The sequence below is a fragment of the Serratia sp. NPDC087055 genome (assembly GCF_044900985.1).
Classification (GTDB): domain Bacteria; phylum Pseudomonadota; class Gammaproteobacteria; order Enterobacterales; family Enterobacteriaceae; genus Serratia.
In genome coordinates this window covers 1379197-1399136 of record NZ_JBJDOG010000001.1, presented here as the reverse complement: position 1 = coordinate 1399136, position 19940 = coordinate 1379197, and the positions used below count along the sequence as shown (strand labels likewise).

Here is a 19940-nt window from a genome sequence, read left to right as displayed (position 1 = left end):
GTTGGTTGATAACCGGATGATTGAAAATAATGAGTTTGATGTCGCGGACCTGCGCCGTGAATACACTCGGGGTGGCTTGCGCCGCAACGATCTGACCGCTAATCCGTTAACGCTGTTTGAACGCTGGCTGAAACAGGCGTGCGACGCGCGCTTGGCCGATCCCACGGCGATGTGTGTAGCGACGGTGGACGAGAACGGGCAGCCCTATCAGCGTATTGTGCTGCTGAAACATTATGATGACAAAGGGTTGGTGTTCTACACCAATCTGGGCAGTCGCAAGGCACAACAGTTAGCACAGAACCCACATATTAGCCTGCTGTTCCCATGGCACATGCTTGAGCGACAGGTGATTTTCCTCGGCAAAGCGGAGCGGTTATCCACTTTAGAGGTTATGAAGTACTTCGCCAGCCGGCCAAAAGACAGCCAGATTGGCGCGTGGGTGTCGCAACAGTCATCGCGCATTTCCGCGCGTGGTGTGCTGGAAAGTAAATTCCTCGAGCTGAAGCAAAAATTCCAACAGGGCGAAGTACCGCTGCCAAGTTTCTGGGGCGGGTTCCGGGTTAATTTCGACTCCGTCGAGTTTTGGCAGGGCGGTGCCAACCGTCTGCATGACCGTTTCCTGTATCAACGGGACGGGAATGACTGGAAAATTGACCGACTGGCACCCTGAAGACCGAAAATCCCCCTTAAGCGCTGGTACTGATGCCGCCGGCGCTTTATTCTATACCCGTCATATTTCAAGCGGCAGCCTTCCTGCGGCTCGAACGGGTTAGACTATATGCGTTATTCTGAATTTAATATTTCGCCAGTGGGCGAAAGGTCGTGTACCGACAAAGGTGCATTCGTTTATACATGGAGTCATTGATGGCAAGCAGCAACTTGATTAAACAACTGCAAGAGCGGGGCCTCGTTGCCCAGGTTACGGATGAGGAAGCGTTAGCAGAGCGACTGGCGCAAGGGCCAATTGCACTGTATTGCGGTTTCGATCCGACCGCTGACAGCTTGCATTTGGGCCATCTGGTTCCTCTGTTGTGCCTGAAGCGCTTCCAGCTTGCCGGTCACAAGCCGGTAGCGTTGGTGGGCGGTGCCACCGGTTTGATCGGTGATCCGAGCTTCAAAGCGGCCGAGCGTAAGTTGAACACCACCGAAACGGTGAACGAGTGGGTGGATAAAATCCGCAAGCAGGTTTCCCCGTTCCTCGATTTCGACTGCGGTAGCAACAGCGCGATTGCCGCCAACAACTACGACTGGTTTGGTGGCATGAATGTGCTGACCTTCCTGCGTGATATTGGCAAGCATTTCTCGGTCAACCAAATGATCAACAAGGAAGCGGTGAAGCAGCGTCTGAACCGTGACGACTCGGGTATTTCTTTCACTGAGTTCTCCTACAACCTGTTGCAGGGTTTTGACTTCTCCGAGCTGTACAACCGTCATCAGGTTGAACTGCAGATCGGTGGTTCCGATCAGTGGGGCAATATCACCTCCGGCATCGACTTGACCCGTCGTATGCACCAGCAACAGGTCTTCGGCCTGACGGTGCCATTGATCACCAAAGCCGACGGGACCAAGTTCGGTAAGACGGAAGGCGGCGCAGTCTGGCTGGCACCAGAAAAAACCAGTCCTTACAAGTTCTACCAGTTCTGGATTAACACGGCCGATGCTGACGTATACCGTTTCCTGAAGTTCTTCACCTTTATGGATCTGGCAGACATCAACGCGCTGGAAGAAGAAGACAAGAACAGCGGCAAGGCACCACGTGCGCAATATGTGTTGGCGGAAGAAGTGACCGGTATGGTGCACGGTGCTGAAGGCCTGGCTGCGGCCAAGCGCATCACGCAAAGCCTGTTCTCCGGCGCGCTGCACGACATGACGGAAGCGGACTTTGCCCAGTTGGCGCAGGACGGTATGCCGACAATTAAACTTGACGGCGACGCCGATCTGCAACAGGCGCTGGTGAATGCCGAATTGGTGCCTTCACGCGGCCAGGCGCGCACCATGATCGGTTCCAATGCGGTGACCATCAACGGTGAGAAACAGTCCAACGCCGAATACACCTTCAGCGATACCGATCGCCTGTTTGGTCGCTACACGCTTCTGCGTCGTGGTAAAAAGCATTACTGCCTGGTGGATTGGAAGTAATCAAAATTGCAGCAAAGGGGCCCTCAGCGGCCCCTTTATTTTTAAGGCGTCAGGGCTGGTCTTTGATGAAAAACATTCTTTCTATTCAATCTCATGTTGTTTTTGGCCATGCAGGTAATAGCGCTGCAGAATTTCCGATGCGCCGCATGGGTGTAAACGTTTGGCCACTCAATACCGTACAGTTTTCCAATCATACTCAATATGGCAAATGGACCGGCTGCGTGATGCCAGCCAGCCACCTGACTGAGATTGCGCAAGGTATTGCCGATATTAACCAACTGAAGCATTGCGATGCTGTGCTGAGTGGCTACATAGGTTCGCCGGAACAGGGTAGCCATATTCTGGAGATCGTGCGTCAGGTTAAGCAGGCTAATCCGAACGCGTGGTACTTCTGCGATCCCGTTATGGGTCACCCGGAGAAGGGGTGCATAGTCGCGCCGGGCGTGGCGGAGTTTCATTGCCAGCAGGCATTGCCATGCAGTGACATGATCGCACCCAACCTGCTGGAGCTGGAGTTATTGAGCCAGCGTACCATCGCTGATGTTGATCAAGCGGTAAGCGCTGCGCGCGAATTAATTGCCAAAGGGCCAAAAGTGGTGTTGGTCAAGCATTTGAGCCGTGCTGGCTATCATAGCGACTGTTTTGAGATGCTGTTGGTTACGGTCGATCAGGCTTGGCACATTAGCCGCCCGCTAGTGGATTTTGGTTCTCGGCAGCCTGTGGGCGTGGGCGATCTGACCAGCGGCCTGTTGTTGGTTAATTTGCTGAAGGGTGAGGCGCTGGATAACGCGTTGGAACACGTTACGGCAGCAGTCTATGAGGTCATGCTGACCACGCAGGCAATGGGTGAGTATGAGTTGCAGGTCGTGGCGGCGCAAGACCGCATTGTACAACCGACGTGTGAATTTAAAGCGGTAAAGGTTTAAGTCAGATTCAGCGCCCCGGCAAGAAAACCTGCCGGGGCGTGGGTATTATTTCAGCCCTTCGGCACTTAACGTTGCATCCACCGCCGGTCGTGCCGCTACGCGCTCAAAATAAGCGGATAAGTGCGCGCGTTTTTTGAGATCAAACTGCATAGCAATTGCCCACCGCAAGATGGTGAACAAGTAAGCGTCAGCGACGCTAAAGCGCGCCCCTAACAAGAAATGCTGCTTCGCCAGCACCGAATCCAGGTAGTCGAACTGCTTATCCAGTTTCTCCCGCGAAAAGGTTTTGTATTCTTCCGGCGTTTTCGGGTTAAACAGCGGACTGAAGCCTTTATGCAGCTCCGTCGCAATATAGTTTAACCATTCAATAGCGTGGTAGCGTGACAATGTGCCCGCCGCCGGGATTAGCCCGCGATCCGGAACGCGGTCGGCAAGATATTGCACAATCGCTACGCCTTCAGTCAGCAGGCTGCCATCATCAAGCAGTAACGCCGGCACCTGTCCTTTTGGGTTGATGGTCAGGTAATCTGCGCCGCTTTCGGTTTTCTTCAGCGCGAGATCAACCTTTTCCGCCGTAAAATCCAGGCCCGCCTCACGCAGAACGATATGAGGGGACAGAGAACAGGCACCGGCTTTATAGAACAGTTTCATCGAAAGCTCCTTGAGAGTGATAAGTGACAGGCATGCTTAACCTCTGATCCTAGCTCCATAACGTCAAAATTACAGCGGGTTAACCGACAAAATTAACTTATCAATGCTTCTTCGGGTTCAAGCTGTGCCAGGGTAGTGGCAATTTGCTGCTGCAACGCCTGCGGCACGCTTTGCATTGGCGAGCGCAACTCATTGCGGATCAACCCTTGCAGAGCCAGTGCAGCCTTGACCGGCGCGGGGTTAGGGAAACTGAACATCTGGTGGATCATCGGCAACAGCGAGTAGAAGTTGGCGCGTGCGGCGATCAGATCACCGTTGGCAACCTGTTGCACCAGCTGCACAAAGCGCTCCGGGTGAATATGCGCTGAGGCGGAAATGGCGCCCGTGCCGCCGAGGCACAGCGTGGTGAGGATCAGATTATCTTCGCCTGTCAGAACGTCGATCTCACCATCGCTAATGAGTGCCATGGTGGTGTCCGGATTACCGCCGCAGTCCTTAATGGCTTTTACCTGCGGATGGCGTGCGATCTGGCGAAGGGTGGCCAGTTCGATCACCACGCCGGTGCGTTGCGGAATGTTGTACAGGATTACCGGCACGTTTGAGGCATCGGCAAGCTGGGTGAAATAGTCCACCAGACCACATTGCGACGGGCGAATGTAATAGGGCGCGGGGATCAGTACACCAGCAATGTCGCGCAGTTGGATCGCCTGCTGCATTTGCAGTGTGTCACGCATGTTATTACCGGACAGCCCCATAACCACTTGATGAGCCGGTGTCACGGCCAGTACCGCGTCGAGCACTGCCAGCTGTTCGTCGGTGCTCAATGCCGCCGCTTCTCCGGTAGTACCGCAGACCACCAACCCATCGACCCCAGAGGCGATCAGGTGTTGAGCCAGCCGTTGAGTCGCAGGCAGGTCGACGGCGCTGTTATTGAATGGGGTCACCAGCGCAACCCAAATACCGGAGAATGAGGCCATATTAATTTCCTTCAATGCGTGCAATAAGAAGCCAGATGAGAAAACAAGAGAGGAGACGAGTTGCGTACCGCCCTGTCAGCTCATCTGACGGGACCCTACGCCCCAGTCAAATGAGCGTCTGTTTCTTCGAATTAACCGCGAGCAAACCCGCAAGGCACAATGTCGGCATCTGAGGAGCGTCATTGTTGTTGAGGTTGGCCATAGCAGTCTCATGAAAAGTGGATATGCGGTGATAATGAATATTCTGCATGATGCTGTCAATTTACAACCGCTTGATAACACGGTTATTCATGATTAAGACGGGCTGATGAGTTTGGCTAATCAACAATGGGGGAGTAAAACCCCGTCAATACGGGGTTTTGGGGCGGAGGCTTAGCGAGGGCGACGTGTGCTGTTCATTGAGGCTGTCCAGCTATAGGTTTCCCCAGTGGGCTGAATGCGATTGGCTTTGCGCTCGGCACGCGTCGCTTTTTCAATTTTTGCACGGGCGGCGGTGATACGTGCCACGACTTCATCCTTGATCTTGTTATTTTCGGCATTGGTCAATGCGCGGCCGAGACTTTTGCGTGCCTTGTCCAGCTCGGTTTTAACTTCACGTTGCTCGCTTTCCGTCATGTCTTTCAGCGTCAATTTTTTCATTATCGTCATAGCCTGGTCAGTGAAGATGACAGTCAGTGTACAGCAATTAGCGAGCCGAAGATGCCGCTGGCTTAACGGAACGACCGGGCAGGGGAAATTATCCGTTCACACCTCGTCCAGCAAGTCGCTAAGGAAGCGTCGCATGCGCTCGGTGCGCTCTTGCGCCATTGTTTTACCGGTGACGGTTTGGAAATCGTCCTGGAGTTTGAACAGCTTGGTTTCGAAGTGGTCCAGTGTAAAACGTTTATCGTCATACTGACGATGGTGTGCCAGCGGATCGGCTGCATCGTACAGTGCGCTGCGCATGCGTCCACCAATATAGAAGCAACGTGCGACGCCAACCATACCGATGGCGTCCAGACGGTCTGCGTCTTGCATGATCTTTGCTTCAAGCGTCTCTGGCGTAATGGCGGCGGAAAAACTGTGAGCCTCAATAGCGTGAGCGGTTTTGGCGATGTCTTGCGCGGCCCAACCCAGCTGCGTCAGCAGTAAACCGGCTTTTTCGGCCGCCATGCGTGAGGCCAGGTGCCGCTGGGGCGAATTCTTTTCCACGGCCACACAGTCATGCAGCAAGACGGCAGCACACAGAATGCGGCGGTCACCGCCTTCATGTTGACTGATCTTACAGGTGTTTTTCCACACCCGGTGCAAATGGGCCACATCATGCGAGCCATCATCGGAATCGAGCGTCAGTGGCAGCAATGCCTGCGCCAGTTCCTGATAGGGCGAGAAAGGCTGCAGTAGGGCTTGCGGCAGGGAAGAATGCACGTTGTGTTCCTTGTTGTCGGAAAGCAACAGATTATAACAGCCGTCAATGAGCCGGTTATGACAATGCGGTAAAAGAATTGTTTACTATACTGCAACAGACTATTGCCGAAATTGCGGTTTTTGTACCGGAATAAGCAACCTACAATGGTCTTATTCCGGCCATCCCCGCTTGGTGTAAACCTGTGTCCGTGGGGTATGGCCGGAATATCCCGCTCACGCCACCGGAGAAATGTCATGCCAACGAATCTTGAAATTGTACGCGCTACTTATGAGGGTGGCAGTGCAGAAGAGAATGGTCGCAACCTGCTGGCGGCGTTAGCGCCCGACGCGGAATGGACGGAAGCTGCAGGGTTTCCCTATGCAGGTACCTATATTGGCCCACAGGCGATCTTTAAAAATGTTCATCAGCGTTTAGGAACGGAGTGGCAGGGTTACCGCGCGGATGTTGACCATTTTTATGATGCAGGTGATAACGTGATTGCCCAAGGGTTCTATCATGGTACCTATGGCGCCACCGGTAAGTCTTTCACCGCATCCTTTGCGCATATTTATCAGCTACGTGCGGGGAAAATCGTGAAATTTGTGCAAATCGTAGACAGTGCAAAAGTGCTGGAGGCCATGCAGAGCTAATGGCCACTGTGCTTGCCAAATTTGCGATCGTACTCCCGCCGGTAACCGCGCGCCTTGTTGCGATCGCGGATCCACAAATACCCGCATACCAGCGCAACGGCGCCTGAAAAGGTGATGTTGCGCATATCCCGGTCATAAAAAAACACCAACACAGCGTCCATCGCCGCGATAAAGGCAATCCATTTGTACATATGGGATTGTCGTCGCGTGGCGGCGTTGAGGCGCTTTAATTGTCTGGCTTCGTGCATAACCGGCTTTTGTTGCATAACGTCTCGTCGGTAACAAATTTCTTAGTGGTAAATTAGCAGAATATTCCTGATAGCGGCAAAGCTTAACGCATGCGCGGCCCTGTTTTTCTTGTCGGCAGCTCCCTCATTGAAAACTTGCGTACTGACTGGCGAATTTTTTGTAATGCGCGTTGGTATATTTATGCAGCATAATGGATTGTTTATTCAATTTGGGCGCGTTGTAGCGCCCCAAACTCATAATGCCACCACGGCCTCGATCTCCACGCTAACCTGCGGTGAGAAGAGTGCGCTGACCTCAACCAGTGAACAGGCTGGTAGCGCACCATCAAAGTAGTCAAACAGCACGGGCCGAAGGGTCTGCAGATCGCCGATATTGGTTAAAAATACCGTTATTTTAATCAGCGCTTTTAGGTTCGCACCTTCCGCCGCGGTGATGGTCGCCAACTGCTCCAAAATAGCCTGTGCTTGTTGTTGCGTTGCTTGCCCCTGAGCCTCAGTGGCAAATGCCGTCAGCCCGGACACATACAATGTATCTCCATGGCGCACAGCATGGACATAGGGGCCGCCAGGTGTCGGCAAGTGCGGATAATTAATGCGCTTCAATGATGTCATGATTAAAACCCCGAGAGATTAATTAAAAAAATAAACAAACTTGGTTAGGATAGAGCGAAGAACATCGGAAGTACGCTGAGATCTATTGATTTCTAATAGTATCACTAACATTCATTTATAACTGTGAAGGATATTTCAGGGTAATGAATCAAGCCTTAATTCCCTATATGCAACGTTGGCAGTTGCAGCCCGACGGACAGGCTTTTGAAACCCACAGCAGCCTGCTGATGCCGGTGCGCTATCAAGGGGCTCCTGCGATGTTGAAAATCGCACGCGAAGAGGAAGAAAAATTCGGCGGGCTATTAATGTGCTGGTGGCAGGGCGAAGGCGCTGCGCAAGTTCTCGCACGGCACGACGATGGCATCTTGTTAGAGCGCGCGCAAGGGACGCGTTCGCTGGCCCAGATGGTCCGTGAAGGTGACGATCAGCAGGCGACGGCAATTCTTTGTCAGGTGGTTGCCCGCCTGCATGTACCGCGTTCGCAGCCATTGCCGGATCTTATCCCTCTACACCAGTGGTTTAGCTCTTTGTGGCCAGCGGCTCAGGCTCACGGTGGCATGCTGCGCCTGAGCGCTAACGTGGCGGCTGAATTACTGACCAGCCCGCGCGAACAGAGCGTATTGCACGGTGATATCCACCATGACAACGTGTTGGACTTCGGTGACCGCGGTTGGTTGGTGATCGATCCCAAACGTCTCTATGGCGAACGTGCCTTCGACTACGCCAATATCTTCTGCAACCCTAATTACGGTGTCGCGACCGATCCTGACATTTTTTCCCGCCGGGTTGAACAGGTCTGCCAATTGGCGGGGTTCGAACGGCAGCGACTGTTGCAGTGGATCCTCGCCTGGGCAGGATTGTCCGCGGCCTGGTTCATGGAGGACGGCGAGGCGGCGGATATTGATTTCCGTGTAGCCGAGCAGGCCGCGCGAGCATTGGGACTCGCGATACCTGAAGGCGACTCAGGGTTCATCCTGCCAATAATCGAGCGACGCTGAAGGGCGTTGCATGTAACGCACCGGTTGAGCATCTTCACGCAGGGCTGACGCCAAAAATTTGCCCGAGTCCGGATATTCCACCAGTTCGGGTTGTTCGCGGGTGCTGATGGAAAGGTATTTCAACGGCGCATCTGACGTGTTGATGATCTGATGCGGGTATTCCGGCCCCGGCGGGATAAAAATAACGTCGCCGGTTTTGATCGGCAGTTGTTCACCCGCAACCCGTAAGCTGCCCGTCCCCTCAAGTACAATGAACATTTCTTCCTGTGCATAGTGAAAATGATAAGGGCAGGAGCGCATGCCCGGCGCCACGATGTCTATGGATGCGCCCAACTTGCTGGCAGCGGTGCCAGTAGCCAAGCGGGCGCCGACGCTGTCATAAAGTGGTGGGCGCTGGTCGTGCGTTTTTTCAACCTGTTCGATATTGCGGATCAGACGCTGAGCTAACAGCGTGGCGTGGTCATTCATGAGTTTTCTCGTGACGGTGTAACCTAATAGTTAACTATGGCGATGGAAAAACCATCCCATCCCTTACTCCCTACGGTCTGCAATGCGGTAGCGCTGAGACGAGGTTCATTGGCCATCATGTCAAAAAAGCGCCGTACACCCTGAACCCGCTCGTCACGGCTTGTTGAGTCGGTAACTGCGCCGTCACGTACGACGTTATCGCCGATAATCACCGTTCCGGGGCGAGACAACGCCAGCGCCCATCGTAAATAATCAGGATTATTGGGTTTGTCGGCATCAATAAAGATCAGATCGAAAGGGGCTTCTTGCTGTAATTGCGGCAGGCTGTTGAGAGCCGGTCCGACCCGTAACGCAACACATTCACTCAGCCCTGCGCGGGCAATATTGTGTCTGGCTATCTCAGCATGGCGTGGATCGGCCTCCAGCGACACCACTAAGCCGCCCGGTGCTAATGCACGCGCCAACCAAATGGTGCTGTAACCGCCTAAGGTCCCGATCTCCAGAATACGCTTGGCATTCACCATCAGGGCAAACAGATGCAGCAATTTGCCCTGATTTGGCGCGACGTCGTGGTCGGGTAATCCTGCTGCGCCGTTGGCAGCCAGCGCCTGCAACAGAGCGTCATCCTGTTCGACCAGTTTGTCGACGAGATAAGCGTCCACTTGCGCCCAGCGGTTATTGTCTTGCATGGTTCACCTGATGTTGTTGGCTATACCAGCCCGGCCGGCGTTTGGGTTGCGGCCAGAACAGGGCACCTTGGCCGCCGCCGGGTATTTGCCACACCGCGCAGTCATAAATGGTGAAGGCATCACCAAATTTATCCACGCGTAGACCACAATATCCTTGTGCAATCCCTTTCAGCGTGACTTTATCCAGCAATTGCTGACGCTCCGCGCGATCCGCCGGTGAAGCACTCAGTCGTGAAGGCAGCGCGATAAATTCATCAAAGGAATAGCCAAAGCAGTGCTGAGCACAGTGATTGGCATAGGTAAACAACGGGTCGTCGCCGTCCGCGTGAGCCAACAAGCTGTAAGGCGCTTGTTGATGTAACCAGGCGAGCCGCTCGTCAGCGGCCGCCTGCGGGCCGGGTAATCCATCGCCTGTCCAATGGCGGTAAGCGGCGTCAATTTGCTGAATCAGATCAATTTGCACGGAAGATGGCATGGCGGCTCCCTTAACGGCCCATTATGGGCAACGAGCTTTCCCACTTTCAGTTAAGCAGAAGATCACCGAAGGGGAAAAAAATTGCCACATTAACCCATGTGCGAAGGTCGCCCTGTTGGCTTAGCCTCCCGGTAGGCGCTTACGCTGAGGTAACGAGAGGATGATATGGGCGATAGCCCCCCCGATAATTCCCCAGAATGCAGAACCCACACCGAGTAATGTCGCACCGGACGCGGTGATCAGGAAGGCAATCAGTGCGGCATCGCGCTGTCTTTCATCTTGCAGGGCGCGTTGCAAACTGCCTGCGATAGTGCCCAGCAGTGCAAGCCCGGCAATGGTATGGATGAGTGCCGCAGGTAATGCGCTGAACAGCATGCTGATAACAGCGCCGAATACCCCGGCCAGCAGATAAAACCCACCTGCGGCCACGGCAGCCATATAGCGACGCTGTGGATCAGCGTGCACATCCGGGCCCATGCAGATGGCGGCGGTAATCGCGGCAATACACACCGAAAACCCGCCAAAGGGGGCTAACAGCAGAGCGACCAGCGCCGTCCAGCTGATCAGTGGTGACGTGGGCACGTTGTAGCCGGCTGCCTTCAGCGTTGCAATGCCTGGGGCGTTTTGTGATGCCATGGTGACAACGAAGAACGGGACGCCAATGCCTAATAACGTTGACCAGGTAAAATGCGGTGCAATAAATTCCGGTACGGCGAAAGTCAGTGGTTGTTGTGAAAGGTGAATATTGCCTTGCAGCGCTGCAATCGCCAGTCCGGCCAGCAGCGTCAACACAATCGCATAACGCGCCAAATAGCGGCGGGCGATCAAATACACCAATCCCATGCCCGCGCTGAGCACGAAATTGACCTGTAATGAGGCGAAGGCGTCGAGTCCAAAGCGCAGGAGGATCCCTGCCAGCATCGCCGCTGAAATAGCCTGGGGAATATAATCCATGAGCCGGGCGAACAACCCAGTGACGCCGCACAGCAGGATCAGTCCTGATGCAAAGATAAACACGCCAATGGCTTCGTTGATCGGAGTACCAGGCAGGCTGGTTACCAGCAGTGCCGCACCGGGAGTCGACCAGGCGGTCAAAATGGGGGTGCGGTAATACAGTGAAAGCCCCAGAGACGTTATCCCCATCCCCAGGCCTAACATGCTCAGCCAACCGCCGATCTGTAACGGCGTCGCCCCTGCGGCAGCGGCCGCCTGGAAGATAATGGCGGCGGAACTGGTGTAGCCCACCAATACCGCTACGAACCCGGCCATAACGGTGGGTAAAGAAAGGTGACGCAGAGAGATGGCAGGGCGCATAACACACTCCAGCAGCAGTTGTGCGTTATAGCGCACGAGAAGAAATGAGCATAGCATCGTGCGTTATAGCGCACAAGTGGCTATAATCAACCGGAATTTCAGGGGAGAAAAACATGCAGGAACTGTCCAGTCATCTGGCTCAGACGCTCCGTTCGTTGCGTATGCAACGCGGCTGGAGCCTGGCACAGGCAGCTGAAAACACCGGTGTCAGCAAGGCAATGCTGGGACAGATAGAACGCGGGGAATCCAGCCCGACGGTGGCGACACTGTGGAAGATAGCCACGGGCTTTAATGTGGCATTTTCTGCTTTTTTGGAAATATCACCGCTGCAACAGCAGGCGACGCTCCACCGCTATGGTGACGCGCCGGTGTTTAATCAGAACAGCGCCGATATGCGCGTCGTACCGCTGTTTCCGTTCGATCGTCAACTGGGCTTTGATATGTTTGTTATCGATCTGGCCCCGGGGGCTCTCAGCGAGTCTTCAGCGCATGAACCGGGGGTGATTGAGCATGTGATTGTCATCAGCGGTGAACTTGAGTTGGCGGTTGATGGGCAGTGGTATTCGCTGGCGACGGGCGAGGCAATGCGCTTCCAGGCCGATCGCCCCCATGCTTACCGCAATGCCAGCCAACAGACGGTGCGTATCCACGATCTGATCCACTATCCTAAATTTTGACTCAACGGTTGGGGCACAAGCTTTGACTCAGCGTTGTCAAAGACCTACTTTATTGAAAATGAGTCTTATTTATCCAAGAGAGGGAGCTTGATTTTGACGGTAACTCATCGACGCCAGTTTATTAAACTCAGTGTACAAACCGCAGGAGCCGTATTTGCGATGACTTCATTACCCAACAGTATCCGCCTGGCGATGGCGGCAGAAGGGGGCGCTCATGCCACCGATGAATTCCTGTGGCTGGAAGCGTTGCAGGGCAAGGCCGCGCAGGCGTGGATCAAGCAGGAAAACCAGCGTACCACTGCACGCTTTGCGCAAAGCGCAGCGTTCCAGCAGGTGGAAAAGCAGGTGTTGGACATTCTGAACAAAGACAGTCAAATTCCGTGGGTCGCCAAGCGCGGGAATTACTATTACAACTTTTGGCAGGATCAAACCAATCCACGGGGATTATGGCGACGGACCACGCTTCAGGAGTACCGCAAAGAAAAACCCGCCTGGGAAACGGTATTGGATATCGACGCACTGGGCAAGGCCGAGGGCAAAGACTGGGTGTTCCACGGTTCACAATCACTGGCACCAGAATACCGTTATTGCCTGGTGGAACTGTCACCGGACGGGGGTGACGCCACCGAAATTCGCGAGTTTGATCTGGTCAGCAAGCAGTTTGTGAAAGATGGCTTTGTCTTGCCTGTGGCGAAAAGCCAGGCGTCGTGGATTGATAAAGACACGCTGTTTGTCGCCACCGATTTTGGCCCAGGATCGATGACCCAATCCGGCTATGCGCGCATTGCCAAGCGCTGGCAGCGCGGTACACCCTTGAGTGCCGCCCAAACGCTGTATGAAGCGCAACCGCAGGACATGGCGGTGTTTGCCTATCACGACCACACGCCGGGGTTTGAACGGAACTACGTGGGCCGTAGCCTGGATTTTTACCGTCGTGAAACCTATCTGCTGACCGCGCAAGATCAACAGGTCAAAATTGATATTCCGGCTGACGCCGAGTTCAGCACACATCGCGAATGGTTGTTGATTAAACCGAGCAGTGACTGGGACGTTGGCGGTGTGCGTTATCCCTCCGGTTCACTGCTGGCGGCGCATTTCGATGATTATTTAGCGGGCAAGCGTGAGCTGACGGCATTATTCACCCCGACGGCTCAGGCTGCGCTGAGTGGTTACAGCGCCACGCGCGATCATTTGATCCTCAGTATCATGGACAACGTGGTCAACCGACTGGAAGTGCTGACGCCGCAGGGCACCACCTGGCAACGCAAGCCGTTGGGTAAGCCTGGTACGATCAGCACCATTTCAGCCGGCGGTATTGATGATGAAACCAATGACTATTTCCTGACCATCAGCGGTTTCCTGCAGCCAACCTCACTGTATCTGGGTAATCTTGATGGCGCTGAGGCAGAACTGCTCAAGCAGGGGCCACAAGACTTTGATGCCAGCGGCTATCAGGTCAGCCAGCATTTCACTGCCTCTAAAGACGGGACGCAGGTGCCGTATTTCCAGATAGCCGCCAAGGGCATCAAATTAGACGGCAGCAACCCAACGTTGCTGTACGGCTATGGCGGATTTGAAGTGTCGTTATTACCGGGCTACCTGGGGGCCAAGGCGCCGACCTGGCTTGAGCGCGGCGGCGTGTATGTGGTGGCGAATATCCGCGGCGGGGGCGAATATGGCCCCGCCTGGCATCAGGCGGCGCTAAAACAAAACCGCCACCGTGCTTACGAAGATTTTGCCGCCGTGGCACAGGATTTGATTGCGCGGAAAGTGACATCGTCACAGCACCTGGGTGCCCGTGGCGGCAGCAATGGTGGGTTACTGGTGGGCAATATGCTGACACTTTACCCGCAGTTGTTCGGGTGTATTGTCTGCGAAGTGCCGCTGCTGGATATGCAACGCTATACCCAGCTGTCTGCGGGTGCATCATGGATTGCTGAATACGGCGACCCAAGCAAACCTGAAGAGTGGGCCTATATCAAAACATTCTCGCCTTACCACAACATTAAGGCTGATGTGGCCTACCCGCCGGTGTTGTTTTACACCGCCACCAGTGACGACCGGGTTAACCCATCCCATGCGCGTAAGATGGCGGCACGCATGCAGAAGATGGGCTACCAGCAGGTCTACTTCTATGAAAATACCGAAGGTGGGCACAGTGCGGCGGCGGATAAAAAACAATCCGCGTTTCATGGGGCATTGGTCAGCGAGTTCATGTGGACTAATCTGAGCGGCAAATCTTCGGTCTGAATCACCAACGACGCGGTATAAAAAAAAGCCGGTGCAAATTATTGCCCCGGCTTTTTTACGATTGGAAACCGTCGTCAGCGATTAATTGGCTGCAGCGGCAGCCTGCGCTTTCTTGTTGGTATCTTCTGCGGTGTCCAGCGTCATGCGATACAGCTTCGGCGCCGTCAGCATCATCAGGATGGCGATCACGGCGGTAGCAATACCAATTTGCATAAACACGTGGCTGTAGATAGCCAGTGACGCGTGGGCGTCGTTGACGTCGCTTGGCACAGCGGTCAGACCTGCGACTTTACCGGCAATCAGCGCAGCAGCGGCGGTGGTCAGGAACCAGGAGCCCATGATAAAGCCCATCAGGCGCTGTGGAACCAACTGAGCGACCATTGCAAGGCCCAGGCCGGAGATCATCAGCTCACCGATGCTCTGCAGTGCATAGCTCAGGATCAGCCAGTTAACCGAAACGATACCCTGTTCGTTGGCGAAGCTGGCGCCCCAAGGCAGCACCAGGAAGGCACCGGAGCACAGGATCATACCGAAAGCGAACTTGTGCGGCATTGGCAGACGGTCGCCCATCTTGTTATACAGCGCCGCCAAAATTGGGCTGGCCAGCATGATCCAGAACGGGTTCAGCGCCTGATACTGTTCAGGTTCAAAGGCAATGCCCAGGATGTTGTGCTCAACATTATGGATGGCGAAGAAATTCAGCGAGGTTGGCATCTGGCTGTACAACACGAAGAACACCACCGCTTCCAGCATGAGCAGGAAGGCGACGATCATCTTGCGGCGTGCGGCACCGTGCAGCGCAAAAGTTTCTTTGGCGAACACAATGACGATACCGATGGAAACGATAGCCAGTGCCCAGCGTGCAATAATCTGGTTGTGCAGCAGCCAACTGGAAATAGCGACCAGCGCGACTACGCCAACCAATACCATCAGCAGTTTTTTCACCTGCAGCGGTTTAAAGTCAGGCTTGGAACCCTGATTTTTTACCCATTTATTGCACATCATAAAGTTGACCAGGGTGATCAACATACCCACTACGCTCAGAGAGAACGCCACGCTCCAGCCATATTTGGCTGCCAGCCATGGCGTTGCCAGCATAGAGAAGAAGGAACCGATGTTCACCGACATATAGTACATGGTGAAAGCGCCATCGAGACGCGGGTCGTCTTTCTCATAGCAGGTTGACAGCAAGGAGGATGGGTTAGCCTTGAACAGGCCACTGCCCACGGCGATAGTCGCCATACCCAGATAGACCCAGAAGATGTCGTGGCCAGAGTAAGCCACCATGGCGTAGCCGATAGCCAGCACCAGTGCACCCAACACGATTACGCGTTTGGAGCCCAGCACTTTATCCCCAAGCCAGCCGCCGATGGCGACAAAGCCATAGACCAGTGCACTGAAGGAGGAGAACAGGGTAATGGAGTCGGCTTCACTCAGGCCAAGCATTTTGACCAGGTAAACCGCCATGATGCCTTGCAGGCCGTAATAACCAAAACGTTCCCAAAGCTCGATCGAGAAGATCAGATAAAACGCCTTAGGCTGTTTGAACGCGTTCAAACTGACGCTTTCAGGGTGTTTGCTGTTGTTGTTTGCTGTTGACACTGGTACCTCTGATTTTTCACTGCCCCGTCCCAGAGAGACGAGAAATTGCAAAAGGTGATGCAGGACTGCATCCTTCTGCGTTGTTATAGGATGGGATGACGGCGGTTAATGTTCACTATCTTTGTCAGCGAGGCAAGCTGTTTGTCATATCCTGTTACATATAACGTTCGCGAAGTGAAACAACCATGTTGCAAATGTTATGCAGCATTAACTTTCGACTTTATTTGCTTTGCCGAGTTTTTGTTTTGATTAAAAGCTATACGGAATTTAAACAGTGATATATTCTGCTGAATTGTATTTTTATGGTTCATATCAACGGGTGGGGTGATTAATCCATTGGATTGTTGTGCATATGGTGGGTTTTGTAAAATTATAGAAATTTAGGAAAACAGGGCTGGCGCTTGTGACGGTAATGTGATCTTTAAAACGTGAGGTTTGCCGCAATTTTTGACTAATTTTTCGCTTGAAAATAAGCGGGAAGTGCGTTTTCCACTGAAATCCTCGATAAGACCAAGGTTACTGCTGTTTGATATCACATTTCTGATAAAAAATAGCTCGATGGTATCGGGGGGATGAGGGACGGGCGCAATGTTGGCGCCCAACAGGATCAGGCGTCGGGATAAACCTTCTCTTTAAACTCACAGAGATCTTCAATGATGCAGGAACCGCAGCGCGGTTTACGTGCAATGCAGGTGTAGCGGCCGTGCAGAATCAGCCAGTGATGACAATCAACCTTAAATTCTGCGGGCACGACCTTTAATAGCTTCTCTTCAACCAGATCCACATTCTTGCCTGGCGCAAAATGCGTGCGGTTGCAGACGCGGAAGATATGGGTATCTACGGCAATGGTTGGCCAGCCAAAGGCCGTATTAAGCACCACGTTAGCCGTTTTTCGGCCAACGCCGGGCAGGGCCTCTAACGCGGCGCGATCTTCCGGCACTTCACCGTTGTGCAGCTCCAGCAGCATGCGACAGGTTTTGATCACGTTCTCAGCCTTGCTGTTAAACAGGCCGATGGTCTTGATATAGTTTTTAACGCCGTCAACGCCTAATGCCAGCATCGCCGCCGGCGTATTGGCGACCGGATAAAGCTTGGCGGTCGCTTTATTAACGCTGACATCGGTAGCCTGTGCGGAAAGTAGCACGGAGATCAACAGTTCAAACGGCGTGGTGTACACCAGTTCGGTGGTCGGCTGCGGGTTGTTGTCGCGCAGCCGGGTAAGAATTTCCAGCCGTTTCTGCTTGTTCATTATGCTTTCTCTGCCTGTCCTTGTCCCAGCACCGCTTCGGTGGTTAACGCTTTCGCCGTGCGTGCTTTCATCCGTTCATCAATCAGGTATTTTACGGCCAGCAACAATCCCAACCCGATGAAGGCACCGGGTGGCAGCATAGCCAGCAGGAAAGGGCTGTCGAAGTGAACGACTTCAATGCGCAATACTTTGGCCCAGCTCCCCAACAGCATATCGGCGCCGTCGAACAGGGTACCGTTGCCCAGGAGTTCACGCATGGCACCCAGAGTAACCATCACACCGGTAGCGCCCAGGCCAATCGCCAAACCATCCAGCGCGGATAGGCCAATCGGTTTTTTAGAGGCTACCGCTTCAGCACGGCCGACCACGATACAGTTGGTGACGATCAACGGAATAAAGATCCCCAACGACTGATACAGGCCGAAGGCATAGGCGTTGATCAGCATTTGTACGATGCTCACGGCTGCGGCAATGATCATTACGTAAATCGGGATACGCACTTCATTTGGCACCCAGCGGCGCACGGCTGAAATGGATCCGTTGGTCAGCGTCAATACCAGGGTGGTTGCCAGCCCAAGCCCAAGGGCATTGGTCACGGTGGAGGTCACGGCCAACAGTGGGCACATCCCCAGCAATTGCACCAGGGCGGAGTTGTTTTTCCACAACCCTTGGACAATCAGATCTTTGGCTTCACTCATTCGCTGGCTCCACAGGCAGGTAAGCTATCAAGTTTAGGCGGCAGCGTTTCCATATACAATGCCGTGCGGCGAACGGCGTTGACCACTGCGCGTGGGGTGATGGTGGCACCGGTGAATTGATCGAACATACCGCCGTCCTTCTTCACCGCCCAGCGTTTATCGTCTGGGCCTTCAATTTTTTTGCCGCTGAAGAACGAGATCCAATTCGAGATACGTAATTCAATTTTATCGCCCAGTCCTGGGGTTTCATGGTGTTCGACCACGCGAGTGCCCAGCACGGTGCCGCTGAAATCAGCCCCGACCAGCAGCTGAATCGCGCCGGAATAGCCGTCCGGCGCGGTGGTTTCTACCGCGGCCGCGGTGGGCTGACCGTTTTTGCGCGCCAGGTACAATCGATGTGGGGCACCATTACCCAGTGCCGGATCGCTGATCAGGAAACACTCGGTTTGCATGTTGTTGTCGTAGTGTTCAGGCGGAACCACCTGGTCAAGCAGCGCCTTTTGCTGCAAGGCTGCCTGGTGGGCGATGGTTTTCTGCGTCAGACTATGCACCACAGCGGTCAGGCCGGTGGTCACTGCGGCAAACACCGCCAGCGTGGTGCCATGCTTTCTCATTGAATTAAGCATCATGGCTCCTTAGCGATGGCCATACACGCGGGGCTGCGTGTAATGGTCGATAAGCGGTACGGTAATGTTGGCCAGCAGTACGGCAAAGGCGACGCCGTCGGGATAACCCCCGTAAACGCGGATAAGCCACACCAGAACGCCAACCAACGCGCCATAAATAAGGCGGCCTCTCGGCGTAGTAGACGCGCTGACTGGGTCGGTGGCAATAAAGAATGCACCCAACATGCTGGCACCGGAGAACAGATGAATCAGGGGTGAAGCTTGCTGCGCCGGATCAAGCCACCAGGCCAGACCGGAACACACCGCGATGGCTGCCAGCATGCTGAACGGGATCTGCCAGTGAATCAGGCGGCGGGCCAACATAAACAGGCCACCGGCCAGAAAACCGAGGTTGACCCATTGCCAACCGATGCCGGCTAGCGCACCACCGAAAAGCGGCTGCTGCAAGACCTGTTCGACACTATGGCCGCTGCGCAGGCCGGTTTTGAATCCGTCCAATGGCGTCGCCTGGCTGATGCCATCAATGCCCATTTGCAATTCATGGATGGTGGCACCTTGTGCAGTATGGCCGCTGAAAATAGCCAACAGCGTATCCTGGAATGACAGTGCGGTCGCACGTAGCTCATCCGGCGGCAGCCAGCTGGTCATCTGTACCGGGAAAGCGATCAGCAAGACGACATAACCCACCATTGCCGGGTTGAACGGATTTTGTCCAAGGCCGCCATACAGCTGTTTAGCAATGACAATGGCGAAGAAGGTACCGATCACAATCATCCACCAGGGTGCTAACGGTGGCAAACTGATCCCCAGTAGCAGGGCGGTTAGCAGGGCAGAGTTATCCGCCAGCCGGGTGCGTACCGGCAATTTACGCAAGGCGAGAATGGCGCCTTCCGCCAACAGCGCGACGATCATTGCCAGAGCGGTTTGCACCAGGGTGCCATAGCCAAAAAAAACCACCTGCGCCGCAATACCGGGAATACAGGCCAACATCACCCACAGCATAATACGGCGGGTGCTTTGCTGGTTGTGGGTGAAAGGAGAGCTGGCGATGTGCAAGCCTTTGGTGGTTGCGGGTTGTACCGGCCTGAACTTCATAGAATAACTACACCTATCTTTACCGTATATTGGCAAGTTCAACGCGCCTCTCAACGGAGGCGCAGGGAAAATTATAGCGCTGCATTCTACCTGAATCACTGCAAGGGTAATACGTCTTAATTGTAGGGCTATTAAGCTTTTAGCACTGCGCGTGTGCCTGGGGTTGGCAGGCAAATGGCGCGATTGGATTTTTCTTGGTGATAAAACCG

Annotated in this window: 22 protein-coding genes; 7 read left to right on the top strand and 15 right to left on the bottom strand. The window is 54.1% G+C overall.

Annotation, left to right across the window (positions count from 1 at the left end):
• Positions 1-16 precede the first annotated feature (16 nt).
• From pdxH to pdxY, 3 genes are all read left to right on the top strand, one after another.
• Positions 17-670: a pyridoxamine 5'-phosphate oxidase gene (pdxH, locus tag ACI2J2_RS06540; protein WP_209633069.1), complete on the top strand. Its 654-nt coding sequence runs from the start codon at positions 17-19 to the stop codon at positions 668-670.
• Between the two features lie 194 nt (positions 671-864).
• Entirely contained in the window at positions 865-2139 is a 1275-nt protein-coding gene (gene tyrS, locus ACI2J2_RS06535; RefSeq protein ID WP_209633070.1) for a tyrosine--tRNA ligase, read from the top strand.
• A 65-nt stretch (positions 2140-2204) separates the two neighbouring features.
• Positions 2205-3065, top strand: coding sequence for a pyridoxal kinase PdxY (gene pdxY / locus ACI2J2_RS06530; protein WP_404759706.1), 861 nt, complete (start codon positions 2205-2207; stop codon positions 3063-3065).
• A gap of 45 nt (positions 3066-3110) precedes the next feature.
• On the opposite strand, the gene gstA is transcribed toward pdxY, so the two are convergent.
• From gstA to ACI2J2_RS06510, 4 genes are all read right to left on the bottom strand, one after another.
• On the bottom strand, positions 3111-3716 hold the full coding sequence (gene gstA / locus ACI2J2_RS06525) for a glutathione transferase GstA (RefSeq protein ID WP_209633072.1): 606 nt from the start codon (positions 3714-3716) through the stop codon (positions 3111-3113).
• Between the two features lie 92 nt (positions 3717-3808).
• Positions 3809-4693, bottom strand: a complete 885-nt coding sequence (gene dapA, locus ACI2J2_RS06520) for a 4-hydroxy-tetrahydrodipicolinate synthase (protein WP_209633073.1) — start codon at positions 4691-4693, stop codon at positions 3809-3811.
• Positions 4694-5065: 372 nt separating this feature from the next.
• Positions 5066-5332 carry a DUF3811 domain-containing protein gene (gene yjbD, locus ACI2J2_RS06515; RefSeq protein ID WP_209633074.1) on the bottom strand — a complete coding sequence of 89 codons (267 nt, stop codon included), beginning with the start codon at positions 5330-5332 and terminating at the stop codon, positions 5066-5068.
• A gap of 105 nt (positions 5333-5437) precedes the next feature.
• Positions 5438-6100: an HD domain-containing protein gene (locus ACI2J2_RS06510; RefSeq protein WP_209633075.1), complete on the bottom strand. Its 663-nt coding sequence runs from the start codon at positions 6098-6100 to the stop codon at positions 5438-5440.
• 234 nt (positions 6101-6334) lie between these two features.
• On the opposite strand from ACI2J2_RS06510, the gene ACI2J2_RS06505 reads away from it, so the two are divergent.
• Positions 6335-6730 (top strand): nuclear transport factor 2 family protein, encoded by a 396-nt coding sequence (locus ACI2J2_RS06505; RefSeq protein WP_404759705.1) that lies wholly within the window; start codon positions 6335-6337, stop codon positions 6728-6730.
• On the opposite strand, the gene ACI2J2_RS06500 is transcribed toward ACI2J2_RS06505, so the two are convergent.
• Both ACI2J2_RS06500 and ACI2J2_RS06495 read right to left on the bottom strand, forming a co-directional pair.
• Positions 6727-6996, bottom strand: a complete 270-nt coding sequence (locus ACI2J2_RS06500) for a hypothetical protein (protein WP_209633077.1) — start codon at positions 6994-6996, stop codon at positions 6727-6729. The two genes, ACI2J2_RS06505 and ACI2J2_RS06500, sit on opposite strands and share 4 nt — an antisense overlap.
• Positions 6997-7212: 216 nt before the next feature.
• Positions 7213-7590, bottom strand: a complete 378-nt coding sequence (locus ACI2J2_RS06495; protein ID WP_404759704.1) for a RidA family protein — start codon at positions 7588-7590, stop codon at positions 7213-7215.
• 143 nt (positions 7591-7733) lie between these two features.
• Here ACI2J2_RS06495 and ACI2J2_RS06490 point away from each other — a divergent pair, with 143 nt between their 5' ends.
• Complete coding sequence (locus ACI2J2_RS06490; RefSeq protein ID WP_209633079.1) at positions 7734-8588, top strand: aminoglycoside phosphotransferase family protein; 855 nt, start codon at positions 7734-7736, stop codon at positions 8586-8588.
• Here ACI2J2_RS06490 and ACI2J2_RS06485 read toward each other — a convergent pair.
• The 4 genes from ACI2J2_RS06485 to ACI2J2_RS06470 all read right to left on the bottom strand — a co-directional run bounded on the left by ACI2J2_RS06485 (position 8553) and on the right by ACI2J2_RS06470 (position 11534).
• The gene (locus ACI2J2_RS06485; RefSeq protein WP_209633080.1) at positions 8553-9056 is read right to left on the bottom strand and encodes a cupin domain-containing protein; all 504 of its coding nucleotides are present in this window, start codon (positions 9054-9056) and stop codon (positions 8553-8555) included. The two genes, ACI2J2_RS06490 and ACI2J2_RS06485, sit on opposite strands and share 36 nt — an antisense overlap.
• 23 nt (positions 9057-9079) lie before the next feature.
• Positions 9080-9745, bottom strand: coding sequence for an O-methyltransferase (locus ACI2J2_RS06480; RefSeq protein WP_404759703.1), 666 nt, complete (start codon positions 9743-9745; stop codon positions 9080-9082).
• Complete coding sequence (locus tag ACI2J2_RS06475; RefSeq protein WP_404759702.1) at positions 9732-10220, bottom strand: MEKHLA domain-containing protein; 489 nt, start codon at positions 10218-10220, stop codon at positions 9732-9734. Before ACI2J2_RS06475 ends, ACI2J2_RS06480 begins: the two co-directional genes overlap by 14 nt.
• 120 nt (positions 10221-10340) lie before the next feature.
• On the bottom strand, positions 10341-11534 hold the full coding sequence (locus tag ACI2J2_RS06470; RefSeq protein ID WP_404759701.1) for a benzoate/H(+) symporter BenE family transporter: 1194 nt from the start codon (positions 11532-11534) through the stop codon (positions 10341-10343).
• 113 nt (positions 11535-11647) lie between these two features.
• Between ACI2J2_RS06470 and ACI2J2_RS06465 the strand changes: the two genes are divergently transcribed.
• Both ACI2J2_RS06465 and ACI2J2_RS06460 read left to right on the top strand, forming a co-directional pair.
• Entirely contained in the window at positions 11648-12211 is a 564-nt protein-coding gene (locus ACI2J2_RS06465) for a helix-turn-helix domain-containing protein (RefSeq protein ID WP_404759700.1), read from the top strand.
• Positions 12212-12370: 159 nt separating this feature from the next.
• Positions 12371-14461, top strand: coding sequence for a prolyl oligopeptidase family protein (locus ACI2J2_RS06460; protein WP_404759699.1), 2091 nt, complete (start codon positions 12371-12373; stop codon positions 14459-14461).
• Between the two features lie 81 nt (positions 14462-14542).
• Here ACI2J2_RS06460 and dtpA read toward each other — a convergent pair whose 3' ends face one another.
• From dtpA to rsxD, 5 genes are all read right to left on the bottom strand, one after another.
• Positions 14543-16063, bottom strand: a complete 1521-nt coding sequence (gene dtpA / locus ACI2J2_RS06455; protein WP_209633086.1) for a dipeptide/tripeptide permease DtpA — start codon at positions 16061-16063, stop codon at positions 14543-14545.
• Between the two features lie 607 nt (positions 16064-16670).
• Entirely contained in the window at positions 16671-17312 is a 642-nt protein-coding gene (gene nth / locus ACI2J2_RS06450) for an endonuclease III (protein WP_209633087.1), read from the bottom strand.
• Positions 17312-18010: an electron transport complex subunit E gene (locus tag ACI2J2_RS06445; protein WP_209633088.1), complete on the bottom strand. Its 699-nt coding sequence runs from the start codon at positions 18008-18010 to the stop codon at positions 17312-17314. Before ACI2J2_RS06445 ends, nth begins: the two co-directional genes overlap by 1 nt.
• On the bottom strand, positions 18007-18636 hold the full coding sequence (gene rsxG, locus ACI2J2_RS06440; protein WP_209633090.1) for an electron transport complex subunit RsxG: 630 nt from the start codon (positions 18634-18636) through the stop codon (positions 18007-18009). Before rsxG ends, ACI2J2_RS06445 begins: the two co-directional genes overlap by 4 nt.
• Before the next feature lie 9 nt (positions 18637-18645).
• Positions 18646-19731, bottom strand: a complete 1086-nt coding sequence (gene rsxD / locus ACI2J2_RS06435) for an electron transport complex subunit RsxD (protein WP_265556123.1) — start codon at positions 19729-19731, stop codon at positions 18646-18648.
• Positions 19732-19940 lie beyond the last annotated feature (209 nt).

Bases quoted from the DNA above. Each gene is read 5' to 3' on its own strand.
- ACI2J2_RS06500 (WP_209633077.1), bottom strand. From the start codon at position 6,996: ATGCAACAAAAGCCGGTTATGCACGAAGCCAGACAATTAAAGCGCCTC.
- ACI2J2_RS06480 (WP_404759703.1), bottom strand. From the start codon at position 9,745: ATGCAAGACAATAACCGCTGGGCGCAAGTGGACGCTTATCTCGTCGAC.
- ACI2J2_RS06505 (WP_404759705.1), top strand. From the start codon at position 6,335: ATGCCAACGAATCTTGAAATTGTACGCGCTACTTATGAGGGTGGCAGT.
- nth (WP_209633087.1), bottom strand. From the start codon at position 17,312: ATGAACAAGCAGAAACGGCTGGAAATTCTTACCCGGCTGCGCGACAAC.
- ACI2J2_RS06465 (WP_404759700.1), top strand. From the start codon at position 11,648: ATGCAGGAACTGTCCAGTCATCTGGCTCAGACGCTCCGTTCGTTGCGT.
- ACI2J2_RS06445 (WP_209633088.1), bottom strand. From the start codon at position 18,010: ATGAGTGAAGCCAAAGATCTGATTGTCCAAGGGTTGTGGAAAAACAAC.
- rsxD (WP_265556123.1), bottom strand. From the start codon at position 19,731: ATGAAGTTCAGGCCGGTACAACCCGCAACCACCAAAGGCTTGCACATC.
- yjbD (WP_209633074.1), bottom strand. From the start codon at position 5,332: ATGAAAAAATTGACGCTGAAAGACATGACGGAAAGCGAGCAACGTGAA.
- pdxH (WP_209633069.1), top strand. From the start codon at position 17: ATGATTGAAAATAATGAGTTTGATGTCGCGGACCTGCGCCGTGAATAC.
- gstA (WP_209633072.1), bottom strand. From the start codon at position 3,716: ATGAAACTGTTCTATAAAGCCGGTGCCTGTTCTCTGTCCCCTCATATC.
- tyrS (WP_209633070.1), top strand. From the start codon at position 865: ATGGCAAGCAGCAACTTGATTAAACAACTGCAAGAGCGGGGCCTCGTT.
- ACI2J2_RS06485 (WP_209633080.1), bottom strand. From the start codon at position 9,056: ATGAATGACCACGCCACGCTGTTAGCTCAGCGTCTGATCCGCAATATC.
- ACI2J2_RS06495 (WP_404759704.1), bottom strand. From the start codon at position 7,590: ATGACATCATTGAAGCGCATTAATTATCCGCACTTGCCGACACCTGGC.
- pdxY (WP_404759706.1), top strand. From the start codon at position 2,205: ATGAAAAACATTCTTTCTATTCAATCTCATGTTGTTTTTGGCCATGCA.
- ACI2J2_RS06490 (WP_209633079.1), top strand. From the start codon at position 7,734: ATGAATCAAGCCTTAATTCCCTATATGCAACGTTGGCAGTTGCAGCCC.
- ACI2J2_RS06475 (WP_404759702.1), bottom strand. From the start codon at position 10,220: ATGCCATCTTCCGTGCAAATTGATCTGATTCAGCAAATTGACGCCGCT.
- rsxG (WP_209633090.1), bottom strand. From the start codon at position 18,636: ATGCTTAATTCAATGAGAAAGCATGGCACCACGCTGGCGGTGTTTGCC.
- dapA (WP_209633073.1), bottom strand. From the start codon at position 4,693: ATGGCCTCATTCTCCGGTATTTGGGTTGCGCTGGTGACCCCATTCAAT.
- ACI2J2_RS06460 (WP_404759699.1), top strand. From the start codon at position 12,371: ATGACTTCATTACCCAACAGTATCCGCCTGGCGATGGCGGCAGAAGGG.
- ACI2J2_RS06470 (WP_404759701.1), bottom strand. From the start codon at position 11,534: ATGCGCCCTGCCATCTCTCTGCGTCACCTTTCTTTACCCACCGTTATG.